This is a genomic window from Luteimonas dalianensis (assembly GCF_049339425.1).
Taxonomy (GTDB): domain Bacteria; phylum Pseudomonadota; class Gammaproteobacteria; order Xanthomonadales; family Xanthomonadaceae; genus Luteimonas; species Luteimonas dalianensis.
Genome location: NZ_JBMPPO010000004.1, coordinates 291,660 through 307,112, shown reverse-complemented (window position 1 = coordinate 307,112; position 15,453 = coordinate 291,660). Strand labels below are relative to the sequence as shown.

Below are 15,453 nucleotides of genomic sequence, written 5' to 3'. Positions count from 1 at the left end.
TTTATATCGATCGTAAAGACGGATTGCGTGCACTAAATAGCCTCAGGCATTTGAGCTCCGGGCGAGCTTTGAAGAAGTGAATTAGGGGCGCAAAAAATGGGGGCGGGGGGTGCCGTGTTGTTCTTTATTCCGCTTCTAATAAGCGGATATATTTTTAATCTCATTTTCTACCCTTTTCGCTATTTTTCTGGGCGGGCGGAAGGGCAAAAGCTATTCTTTATGGCATCCGGCTCCGGCTTAATTCTCGGGGCGATGTCATTCATTCTAAGCGGGGCGATTGCTGGAACTAGCTGGTTCCAAGGCAGCTGGTTGCTTAGCGCTGCGTTGGAAATTGATCGTTCCATACCAGTGCCGCATGCATGTCGTCTGCTTGCTACGATATTTGGGTCGGTTATTCTCGCCTACGCGCTGAACAGCCTGTTGTGGATGCGCTACGGTCGCAACGGTCGCCCTACGGCTAAAAGAATTTACAACAAGCTGACGGATGCATTTGGAAACCCTTTGTCCCAGCTCTTGAGAAAGGCCGCAGATAGCCAGCGGCTGGTCATGCTGACTTTGAAATCTCGAAAAGTCTACTGCGGTCGTATCCTCGAGGTTCCGCCAGATATTGAGAGCGACGATGCCTGTGTCGAGCTCTTGCCTTCATTCTCAGCTTATCGGGAAAAAGAGACACTGCTTATCGGAGAAAAGAAGACCGAGTATCCAGTAATTTCCTTATGGGAAGCGAAGCAGTATGTTTTTTCTAGTCGTGAAGCCTTGAAAATGCTGGAAGAAAGATTGGATCAATTCCCGGCGGAGTTGCGGGATTCTATAACAAGGGAGCAAGAACGAATACGGTCGGATATCAAGGGTGCTGAGGAGGTGATCTCAGAGTTCGGGGAGCCTCCTAGGTTTGACCCCCTCGATTGGGTCAAGGTAATTCCAATCAAGGAAGTCGAATCTGCGTCGCTGTACGACCCAGAAGCTTACGACACCTGGTTCGCGGGAAGTCGAGGCCATCCGCAAAAGACAGCTTCAATTGAGACTTGATCGTCGTTCACCAATTTGTAGACAGCTGGCCCTGGCGGCGATTCGCGTATACTTCAGCGGTGACGTCATCCACAACTCCCTCCGCGAGACCCTTCATGATGACGAACGGTTGCATCAGCGGATCGGCGAATCTATATCGATAATTACGGGGCTCCCCAAACCGCTCGAGAACCCGCTTCCTCGCATGCTGCGTAAATTCGTTCATGTGGAAGGCAAAAGTTGAAGGCTTGTAGTTTCTTCCAGGAAGAATCCGGTTGAGCGGCTCTGTTACAGCAGCCTGTTGGAATGCCCCGAGTTCATCACCTTTCGCTAATGCACAAGCGAGCAATACCGGACCGTAGAGTGCGTCGCCTCGTTGGCTCCTGATGGCTGCCAAGTATGCCTCTTTGATTGTTTGGTCGAGCTCTAAGACAGCCTCTCCTAGGGATGCCTCGACGTCGACGGGAAGCACCTCGCGACGCCTATCCTGAATGGCTTGACGTGCGCTATGCATTCCTAGGAGTTGTGCATAGTAAGGCAGTCCTCTTGACAGAAAAGTCATTTTCCAAAGGGCTTCGTCATCGCACTTAAGTCCGCACTTCCCGTAGCGAGATTCGATAATTTGAGAAAGTTCGCCCTGATCCATTCTTGGCATTTTGACTTGTAGCAGCGCTCGAGAAATTGAACGATGACCCTCAATTAAGTCGCCTACGTCTTCCGCAACTCCCACTATAATTACCGTTGCCTTGGATGAATAATCAGATAGGGCTTTTATGGTGTCAGCCATCAGCGTCGTGGCGCGCGAGTCCGCGATTCGGTCGAACTCATCGATCATTATCACCGGTGTGCTATTGGCTCCGAAACTTGATAGTTCGAGAATGACGTCGTCCGGCGTTATTTGCGCCGCGTGGTCCTCAGCAACAACTCTTCTCTCTAGTGTCCCATCTTCATTTTTTAAGTCGTAGCTGAGTCGCCTGAAAACTTTCCGCCAGATTGAGCTGAACGAATCTTGTGGGTCAGCGTTTACCTTAACTGTAATGACGTTTCTGCTTTGGCCTTGTATGACAAGGCTCACGATATTGGCGAGAGACGTTTTTCCAACACCTCGCTCACCAAAGATGATCCCATGTCGACCGCGCTGGCTTACAGTGTCAACCAGAGCGCGGATTTGCTCGATTCGTCCCGAGAAAAGGTCTTTCTCTTGAACAGGTGCCCCTGGGCTAAATGCATCCGTTATCTCAGACCATAATACGGACCAATCTTCGTCCGTCATGCGGGAATGGGGTCTCATCTTAACCTCGTTACGAGTGACGTCGTCCAGTTATGAGTATAATACAAAACCCAAATGGAGCTATTTCCGGTGGGCGAATCAGTCGTCGACAGGCTAAGAGTATGCTTGGCGAGAAATGCACTTCTGGCTCGCTGGCGGGAACGGCTTTGGCCGCTCGGATACCCGCGCCAACCTGCGCAGGCACTTCGAGGTCGACCGCTTCCACATCGCCCACGCCGCGATCGAGGCGCTGGCGAAGGACGGCAAGATGACGCCGAAGGACGTTTCGCGCGCGATCAAGCTCTACAAGATCGATACCGACCGTCCGAACCCGCTGCTCGCCTGAGGCTATGCCCCGCGGGGAGGGCTCCCGGATCGCGCCCATGCCCCCCGCGGGCGTGAGGCGCGTCCCTGGCCGCAGGCGCCCAGCCTTCCCGCCTGCTAGATTCGCCGCAGGAATCCCACGCGGAGCGCGGCATGTCGGCAGCAACCCAGGAATTGGAGCGGTTCGTTCGCCAGGCCCTGGCCAGGGGCGCGTCCAGCGAAGAGGTGGCGGCTGCGCTCGAAGCAGCAGGCTGGGACCGGGCGCAGGTGCAAAGCGCCCTGGAGAGCTGGGCCGACGTGCCGTTCGTCATTCCGGTGCCGCGCCCGCGGCCCTATCTCTCCGCGCGCGATGCCTTCCTTTACCTGCTGATGTTCGCCACGCTGTACCTGACCGCCTGGCACGTCGGCAGCCTGCTGTTCGACCTCATCAACCTCGCATTCCCCGATCCGGCCGACGCCGAGTTCGCCCGGGCCGCCCGGTCGAGCTCGATGCGCTGGTCGATCGCCGGGCTGGTGATCGCGTTCCCGGTGTTCGTGCTCGTGGCCCGGATCCTCGGCCGCGAGCTGGCCCAGAGCCCCGTCCGGCGCCTGTCCGCGGTGCGGCGCTGGCTGACCTACCTCACCCTGTTCCTTGCCGCCACGGTGCTGATCGGCGACATGATCGTGCTGGTGTACAACCTGCTCGGCGGCGGGCTGTCGGCTCGCTTCCTGCTCAAGGTGCTGGTGGTGGCGGTGATCGCCGGCACGGTGTTCGGCTGGTACCTGCAGGACCTGCGACGTGAAGAGCGCCATCCGCAGGTCGGCGGGATCCCGGGAAAGGTGGTGCTGGGCGCCGCGGCCGTGGTGATCCTCGCCACCCTCATCGCCTCCGTGGCTGTGATCCGTTCGCCCGCAGCGGAGCGCGAGGCCCGCCTGGATACGCGGCGTGAGCAGGACCTGGCGCGCATTGCCCGCCTGGTGGAAGCCCATTACCACCGTACCGGCGAACTCCCCGCCACCCTGGACGGGCTCGCAACGCCCGGCACCGAGCTGCCACGCGATCCGGTGCTCGGCGACGCCTATCAATACGAAGTCACTGGCGAACAGTTCTATCGCGTCTGCGCGCGCTTTGGCACCGACACCGCGCGCGACCAGCGCCAGCCGTTCGGGGGCGACACCTGGCTGCACGGCGCCGGCGCGCACTGCTTCGACCGGCGCGTCGAACGTCGCCAATGAGGCCAACCGTATTCCCGGACAGGAGCATCACCATGCGCCGCAACCAGACACGCCGCAGGATTTTTCGTATCGCCATCTTCGCCGCAGCGGTTGGCTTCGCTTCCGCTGCCGGGGCGCAGGACGAGCGCATCTCCCACTACAGCGGCGAGCCGGCGGATTCCACCGCGCAGGCGCTGGCCAACCTGGCCGGGTACAACGCCCGGCTGCAGGCGCTGCTGGCTGAAGACGAGGTGGATCTGCACACCGTGCATGAGCTCACCTACACCCTTGAGAACGCGCTGCAGCGGCTGCAGGCGGACCTGGCCGAAGCCGCGGAGGCGCTGGAAGAAGTGCACCTGGCCTCGGAAGCGGCCGATGCTGACACCGTGAAGTCCCGCGGCGGGGATTACCTGGAGGTCACGCGCCCGCTGGTGGAATAGACGCCATCCCCGAACCTCCCGTGGATGAATGAAGCTGCCGATCCTGATCCTCACCGTCGCCCTGTTGGCCAGCCCTGCATGCGGCCAGGCGCCGATCGGCGAAACCCCCTCGGCGCCCACCGGCAAAGCCCAGCAAGTGCCAGCCGCTTCCCCGCCTGAGGCAACAACGCCGGCACCCTCACTCGAGAGCGTGCTGGACGACGCGGCCTCCATCGAACAGCTGCGATCCCTGATGGTGGCCCAGGCCGGCAGCGTGAAAGCCGAGCGCAACTACGGCCTCTCGCCCGACGCCCCCGCCAACATCAAGTCCGCCTCCAAGTCTGTGATCTCCGCGCTGGTGGGCATCGCCATCGACAAGGGCCTGCTGGAAGGCGTGGATCAGCCGATCGCGCCGCTGCTGGAATCCGACCTCCCGCCCGATCCCGACCCGCGCCTGTTCGACATCACCATCGGCCACCTGCTCTCCATGCAGGCCGGCCTGCAATCCACCTCCGGTCGCAACTACGGCGCCTGGGTCGTCAGCAACAACTGGGTGCGCAGTGCGCTGGCGCGGCCGTTCGAAGCCGAACCGGGCGGAGCGATGGTCTATTCCACCGGTTCCAGCCACCTGCTCTCGGCCATCCTTGCGCGCACCAGCGGGCGCTCCACCCTGGAGCTGGCGCGCGAGTGGCTTGGCCCGCAGGACGGGTTCGAGATCACCGCCTGGGACCGCGACCCGCAGGGCATCCACTTCGGCGGCAACAACATGGCCATGAGCACGCGTTCGCTGCTGGCGTTCGGCGAGATCTATCGGAGCGGCGGGCTGTCCCTGAGCGGCCAGCGGCTGGTTCCGGAGGACTGGATCACCGAATCCTGGCAGCCGCGCACGGTCTCGCGTTTCAACGGCGACGGCTACGGATACGCCTGGTTCGCGCGCGAGATCGCCGGCGAGCAGGTGCGCTACGCCTGGGGCTTCGGTGGCCAGATGCTCTACATCGTGCCCGCGCTGGACCTCACCGTGGCCATGATCTCCGATGACAGCCAGGCTTCCGGCCGTACCGGCCACCGCGCCGCCCTGCACGGTTTGATGGGACGGATCATCGAGGCGTCGCGCTGAATCAGTAGGCCGCCGCCGCCAGCAGCGGCGTGCCGTCCGCCCAGCGATCCCGCCCGCCCAGGGCGCGCATCTCGAACAGCACCGCGGCCCCGGCCACCTCCGCTCCCTGCCGGCGCAGCAGTTCCCGGCCGGCAACCAGCGTGCCGCCAGTGGCCAGCACGTCGTCCACCAGAAGCACCTTTGCCCCGGGCGGCACCGCGTCCACGTGCACTTCCAGCCGGTCGGTGCCGTATTCCAGCGCGTAGTCCTGCGACAGCGTCTGCGCGGGCAGCCTGCCCGGCTTGCGAATTGGCACGAACCCCGTCCCCAGCGCCTTCGCCATTGCCGCACCCAGGATGAACCCACGCGATTCGATCCCCGCCACCGCGTGTAGTCCGGCATCGCGCCAGGGCCCGGTCATCTCCGTGACTGCCGCGGCGAACGCGCCGGCATCCGCCAGCACCGGGGTGATGTCCTTGAACAGGATTCCGGGCTTGGGGAAATCAGGAACGTCGCGGACGAGCTGCTGCCACTGGGTCATCGGGGTCATCGCAGGGGAGGGCGCCCCATGCTAACGGAGCAGGCGTCGCCCGCTTACGAAGGCACCTTCACCGTCACCCACGTCGGGGCATGGTCGCTGGCCTTTTCCTGCAGCCGCACCCAGCGGTCCACGCCGGCGGACTCCAACCCCTTGGCCAGCACGGGATTGAGCAGCAGGTGGTCGATGCGCAGGCCGCGGTCCCGTTCGGCGTGCTGGCGGAAATAGTCCCAGAACGTATAGGGCCGCTCCTCGCCGAAGACCTCGTGCAGCGCATCGGTCCAGCCCTGGCCGAGCAGTTCCTGATAGGCCTCCCGCACCTCAGGCTGGAACAGGGCGTCCTTGCGCCAGGCCTTCGGGTCGTACACATCCTCTTCGAACGGAATCACATTGAAGTCGCCCATCATCACCACGGGATGTTCCTGGTCCACCAGCGTGCGCGCGTGCCGGTGCAGCCGCTTCATCCAGGCCAGCTTGTAGTCGAACTTGGGCCCGGGCTGCGGATTGCCGTTGGGCAGGTAGATGCTGGCGACGATGATCCCGTGGATGGCCGCCTCGATATAGCGGCTTTGTTTGTCGGCCGGATCCCAGGGCAGGCGCCGGCGGATCTCCTGCGGCTCCGCATCGCGCGCCAGCAGCGCCACCCCGTTCCACGAGCGCTGGCCCTGCCAGACCGCCCCGTATCCGGCCGCCTCCAGCTCCGTGGCGGGAAAGGCCGCGTCCATGGCCTTGAGCTCCTGCAGGGCCACGATGTCGGGCTGCTCCTTTTCCAGCCACGTCAGCAGGTGCGGCAGGCGGGCGCCAATGCCGTTGATGTTGAACGTGGCCAGCTTCAGGGTCTTCTTCCTGCGCGCCATGCCTTCTCCTCGCCTGCAGCTTCCGGGTGCGCGCCGAGTATCGCCGCAGTTGACGTATCCTTGCGTGCAGGGACGCGCGCAACGAGGGGGCTGGGGGGCCTCGAACATGGATGACGCCCACATGGCATCCGCCGAAGCCGGTAATGCCGCCGTGCACGCCTTCATTGCGAAATGGCAGGGCGTGACCGCCTCGGAGCTCTCCACCTCGCAGAGCTTCCTGATCGACCTGTGCGCCCTGCTGGGCGTGGACGCGCCGCACGCCACGCCCGAACAGGACTACATGTTCGAGCGCCCCATCACCTTCCAGCACGGCGACGGCAGCACCAGCGCCGGGCGCATCGACCTCTACCGCCGCGGCGCGTTCGTGCTGGAATCCAAGAAGGTCCGCGCCGCGCCCAGGACCCGCGGCTTCGACGACGCCCTGCTGCGCGCCCGCAGCCAGGCCGAGAACTACGCCCGCGCCCTGCCGGCGAGCGAGGGCCGCCCGCCGTTCGTGGTGGTGGTGGACGTGGGCAACCGGATCGAGTTGTATTCCGAGTTCAGCCGCTCCGGCGGCACCTACGTGCCGTTCCCGGACCCGCGCAGCCACCGCATCAGGCTGGCGGACCTGGCCAAACCGGAAATCCGCGAGCGCCTGCGCAAGGTGTGGACGGACCCGCTCAGCCTCGACCCCAGCCGCGAGTCGGCCCGCGTCACCCGCGAGATCGCCGAGCGCCTGGCCAAGCTGGCCCGCAGCCTGGAGAAGACCGGCCACGACGCCGAGACGGTGGCGCAGTTCCTCATGCGCTGCCTGTTCACCATGTTTGCCGAGGACGTGAAGCTGCTGCCGGCCGAGAGCTTCCGCACCCTGCTCACCCGCCACCGCGAGCAGCCCGACGTGGCCATGCGGATGCTCGCCCAGCTCTGGCGCGACATGGATGCCGGCGGCTTCTCCGCCGTGCTCGCCGGCGACGTGCTGAAGTTCAACGGCAAGCTGTTCAAGGAACCGGAAACCATCCCGCTCGACGGCCCCCAGCTGGACCTGCTGGTGGAAGCCGCCCGCGCCGACTGGCAGCACGTGGAGCCGGCCATCTTCGGCACCCTGCTCGAGCGCGCGCTGAGCCCGAAGGACCGCCACAAGCTGGGCGCCCACTACACCCCGCGCGCCTACGTGGAGCGGCTGGTGCTGCCCACCGTGATCGAGCCGCTGCGCAAGGAATGGAGCGTGGCCCAGGCCGCCGCCGGCACCCTGGCCGCCGAAGGCAAGCAGGACGCCGCCGTCAACGAGCTGCGCCGCTTCCACCACCGCCTGTGCACCGTGCGCGTGCTGGACCCGGCGTGCGGCTCGGGCAACTTCCTCTACGTGACCCTGGAGCACCTCAAGCGCCTGGAAGGCGAAGTGCTCAACGCCCTGGACGAACTGGGCTACCAGCAGGCCGACCTGGCCCTGGGCGGCGAGCGCGCCGACGCCGCCGCCGGCGAAACCGTGGATCCGCACAACCTGCTGGGCATCGAACTCAACCCCCGCGCCGCCGCCATCGCCGAGGTGGTGCTGTGGATCGGCTACCTGCAGTGGCACTTCCGCACCCGCGGCGACGTGCACCCGCCGCAGCCGGTGATCCGTGACTTCCGCAACATCGAGAACCGCGACGCCGTGCTGGCCTACGACCGCGTGGAGTGGGTGACCGACGAGCACGGCGTGCCGGTGACCCGCTGGGACGGCGAGACCATGAAGCCCTCGCCGGTGACGCGGGAGATGATTCCCGACGAGACCGCGCGCAAGCCGGTGGAGCGGTATGTGAACCCGCGGAAGGCGGCGTGGCCGGAGGCGGATTTTGTGGTGGGGAATCCGCCGTTTATTGGGGCGAGTTCGATGCGTTCCGCGCTGGGCGACGGGTATGTGGATGCCCTTCGCGGGGCTTGGCCGGAAGTTCCCGAGTCAGCTGATTTCGTCATGTACTGGTGGCACCACGCTGCCGCGTTGACGAGTCGCGGAGCGGTGGAACGGTTTGGTTTCATCACCACGAATTCGATCAAGCAGACCTTCAATCGGCGGGTGGTTGAGCGGCACCTGTCCGATCCCAAACAGCCGCTTTCACTCGCGTTCGCCATTCCGGATCACCCGTGGGTGGATACCGCAGATGGTGCGGCCGTACGGATCGCGATGACCGTCGGCGTTCCCGGCAATAAGACCGGCCGCGTGTCGACCTCGGTTCGTGAGCGGGATAGCGGTGAAGGGGAAGTCTCGGTTGAGCTTTCCAACAAGACGGGGGTGATCCATCAGGATCTCCGCGTCGGCGCCGATGTGGCGTCCGCGGTGCCGCTGCGTGCGATGCAGGGATTGAGCTCTCCTGGCCTCAAGCTTCACGGATCGGGGTTCATTGTCACTCCGGAAAAGGCAAAAACGCTTGGGCTTGGACGAATACCTGGTCTGGAGAAGCACATCCGCCCCTACCGTAACGGGCGGGATCTGACTGCTACGCCGCGTGGTGTCTACGTTATTGATCTGTACGGCCTGACCTCTGAGGAAGTTCGTCAGAAGTTTCCTGAGGTATATCAGCACGTCTACGAGCACGTTAAGCCAGAGCGGGACCACAACAACCGGGCGGTCTATCGAGACCTCTGGTGGATTCATGGCGAGCCTCGCGGCTCATTCAGGCCAGCGCTTGAAGGGTTGAGTCGTTACATCGCCACTGTCGAAACCACCAAGCATCGGGTTTTCCAGTTCCTCGATTCGAAGATCGCTGCGGACAACAAGATCATCGTGATTGCGCTGGATAACCCGTTGATGCTCGGGGTTCTGTCAAGCGCGGTGCACGTGGCATGGGCGATAGCTGCCGGGAGCAGATTGGGAGTGGGAAATGACCCTGTCTACGTTAAGACAAGGTCTTTCGAATGCTTCCCCGTAGCGAACCTCCATGCTGCAGACAAGTTCGGTGGGCCTGTCGGCGCTGCCTTGCTTGATCACGATGGAAAGGCAGGTCAATCAAAAACCTGTGGTGACTGCCCATCCGAACGGATCGGTGACATCGCCTATCAATTGGACGCTCATCGCAAACGTCAGCAGAAGGCTCACCCGGGCCTGACCCTGACCGGCATCTACAACGTCCTGGAAAAGCTCCGCAGCCGCGAAGTACTGACGGCGAAGGAGCGCACCATCCATGAACATGGCCTCGTTTCCGTCCTGCGCCAGCTCCACGACGAGCTTGACGAAGCCGTCCTCCACGCGTACGGCTGGGGTGACCTCCTGCCGCTGCTCCGCATCGCACACGGCAACGACGCCCCGCCCGAAGGCCAAATTCGCGAAGACGCCAAGCGCACCTTCGACGAAACCATCCTTGAGCGCCTCGTCGCCCTGAACGCCGAACGCGCCGCCGAAGAAGCCCGCGGCCACATCCGCTGGCTTCGCCCCGAATTCCAGAACCCCGATGCAGAGCGCGAACCCGAGCAGGCCGGGCTCGTCACCGGCACCGTGGGCGAGGACGCCAAGGTCCCCGCCCCAGTCGTGGCCGCTGACAAGCCGAAGCCATGGCCCAAGGACACCGTCGAACAGGTGCGCGCTGTGGCTGATGTTCTCGCCGCTAGCCCAGCACCGCTCTCAGTTGATGAGATTTCAGCCAAGTTTACTGGACGCGGTTCCTGGAAGAAGCGGTTGCCCAGCTTGGTGCATATGCTCGTGGCGTTGGGACTGGCGGAGAAACAAGGTGAGCGGTATGGAAAAGCCGGGTGAGCTGAAGCCACTTCGCGTGTTGTTTGACAATTCGCTCTACTATTTCGCTAACGATGATGACCTCGTTGTAAATTCGGTTCCGGTTGAGGTGGGCGGTGTTGCCGCGACGATCCGTATTGCACAGGTGGAGCCCCGAGAGTTCAAGGATTGGAGGGGAAATGAAAGACAGGCACTCCGAGAGCTGTGCGAACTTGCGAGGCGCGGCGAAATAGAGTTTTGCACTAGTACGGAGCTGTATGGGGAACTGTCAGATTCACGCGAGTCCTGGCGGCCAGGTCGCACCGGGAACGAGATGCTGGAGGGCATAGAGTTTGAATTCTTGGACTCGCCGGTGGAGCGCACACGTTTTTTTTCAGGTGTGGGTTTCGGTGCCAAAAAAGATCGTTTGGACTTCTGCCAATTTCTGCGAACGTTGGCGTCTGCGCAGCAATCACCGTGCTGGTTAGGTAGATTTGACGGACAGCTACCCGAGAGACAGAAGTCAGGCTTGGCCGACGTTGGCCGATTTTCGGAACTATGTACGGGGCTGTCCGACGATGATGAAAAAATGATCGATATGTTTCATTTATGGACCGGTGAGTTTTCGAAAGTTGATTACTTCCTGACCTTCGACCGTAAACTGATAAATTTTGTAAACCAGACGTCGAAGGTGGAAGTGAGGTGCTCCCCAATTTCTCCATATCAGCTCTTGCAGAAGCTAAGGACGTAAGGCGGCACCGGACTCAACTTATTCGAGCTGGCAATCCAATGAGGTAGTGGCCCAGAAACGCTAAGGGGAAGAGTGTGCGCCACGGACTGAAGCATGTATCGCATCGTCGCGACGATGCCCTGGCCCAGGTGAAGTGGGACCGGCTGGAACGCCTGCTGGCCGACCACTACCGGGCGCAGGGGTACGATGTTGATCACGTCGGCACCGGCGGTGCCGGTGGCAGGTTCGACGGCGGCATCGACCTGAAGCTGCGCCGCGAAGCCGAGTACGTCGTTGTGCAGGTGAAGCACTGGAACGCGTACAAGGTGCCCCACAACGACGTGCACCAGCTGATTGGTCTGATGGTGAACGAGGGCGCAACCGGGGCCATCCTGATCACCAGCGGGGAGTTCACCAAGGCCGCCATCGAAGCGGCCACCCGGCACGGGCACGTGCAGCTGGTGGATGGGGAGGAGCTGCGCGAACTGTTGCAGCTCCCCGATGAGCCTGCTGCTGATCCCGGCGCTTCCTGGGGCGAACGCATCGCGCTCGGCCTTGGGGAGCAGGTCGTGCATGCCGCGCTTGGCCGCGCCGTGGGAAGCGGGCGGCGCGGCAGTTCCGGCAGGCGCGGTGGGATTGGCCACGGGGTCGGCATGTCGATCGGCTATGGACTTGCGAAACTCGCCATCACGATCGTCCTGTTCCTGCTCCTTTTCCTCTTTATTCGCAACTCCCTGACTTCTGCCCTGTCCGGCATTACGACAGCGCAGCCCAGGCCCGTTGCCGCTCGGCCGGCCGCCCAGGTCGCCCCGCCGGCCACCGTTCGTGCGGCCGCCCCGGTCGCGCCCGTGGCCACGATCAGGGCATGCGAGGAACTGGTCGACGCCGCCAGCGGCACCTACATCAACCATTGCAGCCGAAGAGCGTCTGATGGTTCGCCAGTCCGTCCCGTGCCCGCGAAGCAGGGGCCCTGCACCAGGAAGAGATCCGCGATTGAGATCCTCAGCGACAACACGCCGGAGATGTGAGGACTCGTTCGCGATCCGAAGCATCGAACAACTGGGGAAACGTGCCATCTCTCCGCCATCGGTCCGACAGAAGGCCGCTTGACGTCGCACGCAACGGTTCCGCTTTGGCAATCATCGCTTCAGATGACGTCCTCCCGATAATTCAGACCAGTCAGAAGTAGAGGATTCGGCGACACTGACGACCCAGGAGGTCTCCGTCGCCATGAAGAAGTCCAAGTTCACCGAAGAGCAGATCGCGTTCGCCCTGAAGCAGGCCGAGGCCACCCGCAATCCCGAGATCGCCGGAATGCTGCAGGCGTTCGACCAGCAGACCCGGCAGGTGTTCGTGTCCCGGCTGGGGGACGATTCGGCGGACGCTGCATCGCGGGGCGAGATCCTTGCCGCGCTGTTCGACGGCCTGGCGGTCCGGGCGTTGCGCAATCCGGAGCTGGCCCGCACGCTCGACAGGGACATGCTGCGCACGGTGATGGCGTCGGTGCTGAACGCCTGAGTCGCCGCTGGCGGGAAGCGCTGTTCTGCATGGCCCGGTTCTCCTGCCGTTGCCCGGCCCCATGCTGTGGCCATGAATACAGACACCATTCCCACCGACAGCAGCGCCGCCGCCCCTGGGCGCGGCGCGCGCATGCCCACGTTCTTCCTCCCCCACGGCGCCGGCCCCTGCTTCTTCATGGACTGGAACCCCGCCGACACCTGGGATGCCATGGCCGCCTTCCTCAAGGGGATCGCCGACACCCTGCCGGCAACGCCGCGCGCGATCGTGCTGGTCTCCGGCCACTGGCTGGAGCAGGGTTTCAGCCTGACCGGTCACGCCCGCCCACCGCTGATCTACGACTACAGCGGTTTTCCGGCACACACCTACGAACTGGCGTATCCCGCCCCGGGCGATCCGGAGCTGGCCGCGCGGATCGCCGGGCTGTTGGGGCAGGCCGGTGAACCGGGCCGGGTCGATCCCGGGCGGGGCTTCGACCACGGCGTGTTCATCCCGCTCAAGCTGGCATTCCCCGGGGCCGACATCCCGGTGGTGCAGCTTTCGCTGCGCCGCGACATGGACCCGGCCGCGCACCTCCAGGCCGGCCGCGCCCTGGCCGACCTGCGGGACGAGGGCGTGCTGGTCATCGGCAGCGGCATGAGCTTCCACAACATGCGCGGCTATGGTGACCCGCGCTACACGCCGGTGTCGGCAAAGTTCGACGAGTGGCTGACGGCCGCCGTGGAAAGCGAACCCGGGCAGCGCGAGACCCTGCTGCGCGACTGGGCCAGCGCCCCGCACGCCCGCGACAGCCATCCGCCGGGCGGCGAGGAACACCTGCTGCCGCTGATGGTGGCAGCGGGCGCTGCCGGCGACTCCCCGGGCCGCAAGGTCTATTCGGAGGAAGTCATGAAAACCACCCTTTCCGCATTCCGCTTCGGCTGATCCGCCGCAGCCGCCCGCCGGGCGGCGTTTAAACAGGAGATTCCCCCATGAAGATCGATCTTTCCGGCAAGTCCGCCGTCGTCACCGGGTCCACCGGCGGCATCGGCCTGGCCATCGCAACCGGCCTGGCGAAAGCCGGCGCCGCCGTCACCGTGGTCGGCCGCGCGCAGGAGCGGGTGGACGCCGCGGTGGCCGAAATCCGCAGCGCGGCCGGCCGTGACGACACCGGCGGCGTGGTCGCCGACGTCGGCACCGCCCAGGGCTGCGCCGCGCTGGTCGCCGCGCGCCCGGACGCGGACATTTTCGTCAACAACCTCGGCATCTACGGCGCGCATGAATTCTTCGACATCGACGACGCGCTGTGGGACGAATTCTGGCAGGTCAATGTGATGGCCGGCGTGCGCCTGGCCCGCCACTACGCGAAGGGCATGCGCGAGCGGGGCTGGGGCCGGATCCAGTTCGTGTCCAGCGAATCGGCGCTCAACATTCCCACCGAGATGGTCCACTACGGCGTCAGCAAGGCCGCCGTGCAGGGGCTCTCGCGCGGGCTGGCCAAGGTGCTCGCCGGCAGCGGTGTTACCGTCAACACCATCCTGCCCGGTCCCACCCGCACCGCGGGTTCGGTGCAGATGATGGCCGACCTGGCCGCCGAGCGCGGCGTGTCGCCCGGGGAAATGGAAGCCCTGTTCCTGGCCGAGAACCGCCCCTCCACCCTGCTCAGGCGTTTTGCCACCCCCGAAGAGGTCGCCAACATGAGCGTCTACGCCGCGTCCCCGCAGGCCAGCGCCACCACCGGCGCGGCGCTGCGCGTGGAAGGCGGCATTGTCGAAACCATCGCCTGATCCATCCCCCATCCGTGAAGAGGTAAAGCATCATGCATAAACGTCCCCTCGGCCGCTCCGGCCTGGAAATCGCCCCGCTGGTGCTGGGCGGCAACGTGTTTGGCTGGACCGCCGATGAAGCCACATCGTTCCGGCTGCTCGACCGCTTCGTCGAGCGCGGCTTCAATGCCATCGATACCGCCGACTCCTACTCGGCCTGGGCGCCGGGCCTGTCGGGCGGCGAATCGGAAACCGTGATGGGCAAATGGCTGGCCGGCCGCGGCCGCCGCGACGACGTGGTGATCATGACCAAGGTCGGCAGCCTGGAAGCGCGCAAGGGGCTTTCGGCACGCAACATCGCCGCCGCGGTCGAGGATTCGCTCAAGCGCCTGCAGACCGACTACCTGGACGTGTACTTCGCCCACATCGACGACCACGGCGTGGCGCTGGAGGAAACCCTGGGTGCGTTCGACAGGCTGGTCGACGCCGGCAAGGTCCGGGCCATGGGCGCGTCCAACTACAACGCCGGGCGCCTGCGCGAGGCGCTGGGCATCTCCCAGGAAAAGGGCCTGTCGCGCTACGAGGTCATCCAGCCGGGCTACAACCTCTACGACCGCGCCGGCTACGAGTCCGAGCTGGCGGGCGTGGTGCGCGAGGAGGGGCTGGGCGTGGTGGCCTACTTCTCCCTGGCCAGCGGCTTCCTCACCGGCAAGTACCGCAGCAAGGCGGATCTGGAAGGCGTGCCGCGCGCCGCGTTCCTGGAAGGCTTCTTCGACAGCCGCGGCATGAAGCTGCTCGACGCGCTGCGCGCGGTGGCCGACCAGGCCGGCGCCACGCCGGCCCAGGTTGCGCTGGCGTGGCTGATGTCCCGGCCCGCGGTCGTCCCGATCGCCAGCGCCACCAGCCTGGAACAGCTCGACGACATCATGGGTGCCGCCGACCTGGATCTGCCGGAGCAGGCGCTGGCGGCGCTGAACCGGGCGTCGGCACGGTAGGACACGCCGTGCGTGGCGAGGATGGCGACTGACATGCGGTTGGCGGTATGGTTGGCTGCAACCGGCAGTCTGCCGTCGTCGCCAGGGAGCCC

Annotated in this window: 14 protein-coding genes and 1 pseudogene; 12 read left to right on the top strand and 3 right to left on the bottom strand. The window is 64.3% G+C overall.

What is annotated here, in order from left to right; genetic code table 11:
- The first annotated feature begins 117 nt into the window (after window positions 1-117).
- Window positions 118-1,029 (top strand): hypothetical protein, encoded by a 912-nt coding sequence (locus tag ACOZ90_RS08025; RefSeq protein ID WP_422893133.1) that lies wholly within the window; start codon window positions 118-120, stop codon window positions 1,027-1,029.
- A 7-nt stretch (window positions 1,030-1,036) separates the two neighbouring features.
- Here the strand turns inward: ACOZ90_RS08025 and ACOZ90_RS08020 are convergent, their stop codons facing one another.
- On the bottom strand, window positions 1,037-2,281 hold the full coding sequence (locus ACOZ90_RS08020) for an nSTAND1 domain-containing NTPase (RefSeq protein ID WP_422893132.1): 1,245 nt from the start codon (window positions 2,279-2,281) through the stop codon (window positions 1,037-1,039).
- Between the two features lie 151 nt (window positions 2,282-2,432).
- On the opposite strand from ACOZ90_RS08020, the pseudogene ACOZ90_RS08015 reads away from it, so the two are divergent.
- From ACOZ90_RS08015 to ACOZ90_RS08000, 4 genes and pseudogenes are all read left to right on the top strand, one after another.
- Window positions 2,433-2,624: pseudogene (locus tag ACOZ90_RS08015) on the top strand (hypothetical protein); the annotation flags it as partial.
- Window positions 2,625-2,755: 131 nt separating this feature from the next.
- Window positions 2,756-3,817, top strand: a complete 1,062-nt coding sequence (locus tag ACOZ90_RS08010) for a DUF5671 domain-containing protein (RefSeq protein WP_422893131.1) — start codon at window positions 2,756-2,758, stop codon at window positions 3,815-3,817.
- A complete protein-coding gene (locus ACOZ90_RS08005; protein WP_422893130.1) occupies window positions 3,814-4,236 on the top strand; it encodes a DUF6746 family protein in 423 nt (140 codons plus the stop codon). The genes ACOZ90_RS08010 and ACOZ90_RS08005 overlap by 4 nt, the downstream gene beginning before the upstream one ends.
- A gap of 28 nt (window positions 4,237-4,264) precedes the next feature.
- Window positions 4,265-5,332 carry a serine hydrolase domain-containing protein gene (locus tag ACOZ90_RS08000; protein WP_422893129.1) on the top strand — a complete coding sequence of 356 codons (1,068 nt, stop codon included), beginning with the start codon at window positions 4,265-4,267 and terminating at the stop codon, window positions 5,330-5,332.
- A 1-nt stretch (window position 5,333) separates the two neighbouring features.
- Here ACOZ90_RS08000 and ACOZ90_RS07995 read toward each other — a convergent pair whose 3' ends face one another.
- Window positions 5,334-5,861 (bottom strand): adenine phosphoribosyltransferase, encoded by a 528-nt coding sequence (locus ACOZ90_RS07995; protein WP_422893128.1) that lies wholly within the window; start codon window positions 5,859-5,861, stop codon window positions 5,334-5,336.
- 44 nt (window positions 5,862-5,905) lie between these two features.
- The gene (xth, locus tag ACOZ90_RS07990; protein WP_422893127.1) at window positions 5,906-6,706 is read right to left on the bottom strand and encodes an exodeoxyribonuclease III; all 801 of its coding nucleotides are present in this window, start codon (window positions 6,704-6,706) and stop codon (window positions 5,906-5,908) included.
- Between the two features lie 121 nt (window positions 6,707-6,827).
- On the opposite strand from xth, the gene ACOZ90_RS07985 reads away from it, so the two are divergent.
- The 7 genes from ACOZ90_RS07985 to ACOZ90_RS07955 all read left to right on the top strand — a co-directional run bounded on the left by ACOZ90_RS07985 (window position 6,828) and on the right by ACOZ90_RS07955 (window position 15,361).
- On the top strand, window positions 6,828-10,415 hold the full coding sequence (locus ACOZ90_RS07985; protein ID WP_422893126.1) for a class I SAM-dependent DNA methyltransferase: 3,588 nt from the start codon (window positions 6,828-6,830) through the stop codon (window positions 10,413-10,415).
- Window positions 10,390-11,124: a hypothetical protein gene (locus ACOZ90_RS07980; RefSeq protein ID WP_422893125.1), complete on the top strand. Its 735-nt coding sequence runs from the start codon at window positions 10,390-10,392 to the stop codon at window positions 11,122-11,124. The genes ACOZ90_RS07985 and ACOZ90_RS07980 overlap by 26 nt, the downstream gene beginning before the upstream one ends.
- A gap of 74 nt (window positions 11,125-11,198) precedes the next feature.
- Window positions 11,199-12,131 carry a restriction endonuclease gene (locus ACOZ90_RS07975; protein ID WP_422893124.1) on the top strand — a complete coding sequence of 311 codons (933 nt, stop codon included), beginning with the start codon at window positions 11,199-11,201 and terminating at the stop codon, window positions 12,129-12,131.
- 202 nt (window positions 12,132-12,333) lie between these two features.
- Window positions 12,334-12,621 carry a TetR family transcriptional regulator C-terminal domain-containing protein gene (locus ACOZ90_RS07970; protein ID WP_422893123.1) on the top strand — a complete coding sequence of 96 codons (288 nt, stop codon included), beginning with the start codon at window positions 12,334-12,336 and terminating at the stop codon, window positions 12,619-12,621.
- Between the two features lie 72 nt (window positions 12,622-12,693).
- Complete coding sequence (locus ACOZ90_RS07965; RefSeq protein WP_422893122.1) at window positions 12,694-13,545, top strand: DODA-type extradiol aromatic ring-opening family dioxygenase; 852 nt, start codon at window positions 12,694-12,696, stop codon at window positions 13,543-13,545.
- Between the two features lie 47 nt (window positions 13,546-13,592).
- Window positions 13,593-14,387, top strand: coding sequence for an SDR family NAD(P)-dependent oxidoreductase (locus tag ACOZ90_RS07960; protein WP_422893121.1), 795 nt, complete (start codon window positions 13,593-13,595; stop codon window positions 14,385-14,387).
- A 29-nt stretch (window positions 14,388-14,416) separates the two neighbouring features.
- The gene (locus ACOZ90_RS07955; protein ID WP_422893179.1) at window positions 14,417-15,361 is read left to right on the top strand and encodes an aldo/keto reductase; all 945 of its coding nucleotides are present in this window, start codon (window positions 14,417-14,419) and stop codon (window positions 15,359-15,361) included.
- Window positions 15,362-15,453 lie beyond the last annotated feature (92 nt).

Coding starts and splice junctions, on each gene's coding strand:
- ACOZ90_RS07965 (WP_422893122.1), top strand. CDS start 12,694: ATGAATACAGACACCATTCCCACCGACAGCAGCGCCGCCGCCCCTGGG.
- ACOZ90_RS08020 (WP_422893132.1), bottom strand. CDS start 2,281: ATGACGGACGAAGATTGGTCCGTATTATGGTCTGAGATAACGGATGCA.
- ACOZ90_RS08000 (WP_422893129.1), top strand. CDS start 4,265: ATGAAGCTGCCGATCCTGATCCTCACCGTCGCCCTGTTGGCCAGCCCT.
- ACOZ90_RS08005 (WP_422893130.1), top strand. CDS start 3,814: ATGAGGCCAACCGTATTCCCGGACAGGAGCATCACCATGCGCCGCAAC.
- ACOZ90_RS07985 (WP_422893126.1), top strand. CDS start 6,828: ATGGCATCCGCCGAAGCCGGTAATGCCGCCGTGCACGCCTTCATTGCG.
- ACOZ90_RS08010 (WP_422893131.1), top strand. CDS start 2,756: ATGTCGGCAGCAACCCAGGAATTGGAGCGGTTCGTTCGCCAGGCCCTG.
- ACOZ90_RS07960 (WP_422893121.1), top strand. CDS start 13,593: ATGAAGATCGATCTTTCCGGCAAGTCCGCCGTCGTCACCGGGTCCACC.
- ACOZ90_RS07995 (WP_422893128.1), bottom strand. CDS start 5,861: ATGACCCCGATGACCCAGTGGCAGCAGCTCGTCCGCGACGTTCCTGAT.
- ACOZ90_RS07970 (WP_422893123.1), top strand. CDS start 12,334: ATGAAGAAGTCCAAGTTCACCGAAGAGCAGATCGCGTTCGCCCTGAAG.
- xth (WP_422893127.1), bottom strand. CDS start 6,706: ATGGCGCGCAGGAAGAAGACCCTGAAGCTGGCCACGTTCAACATCAAC.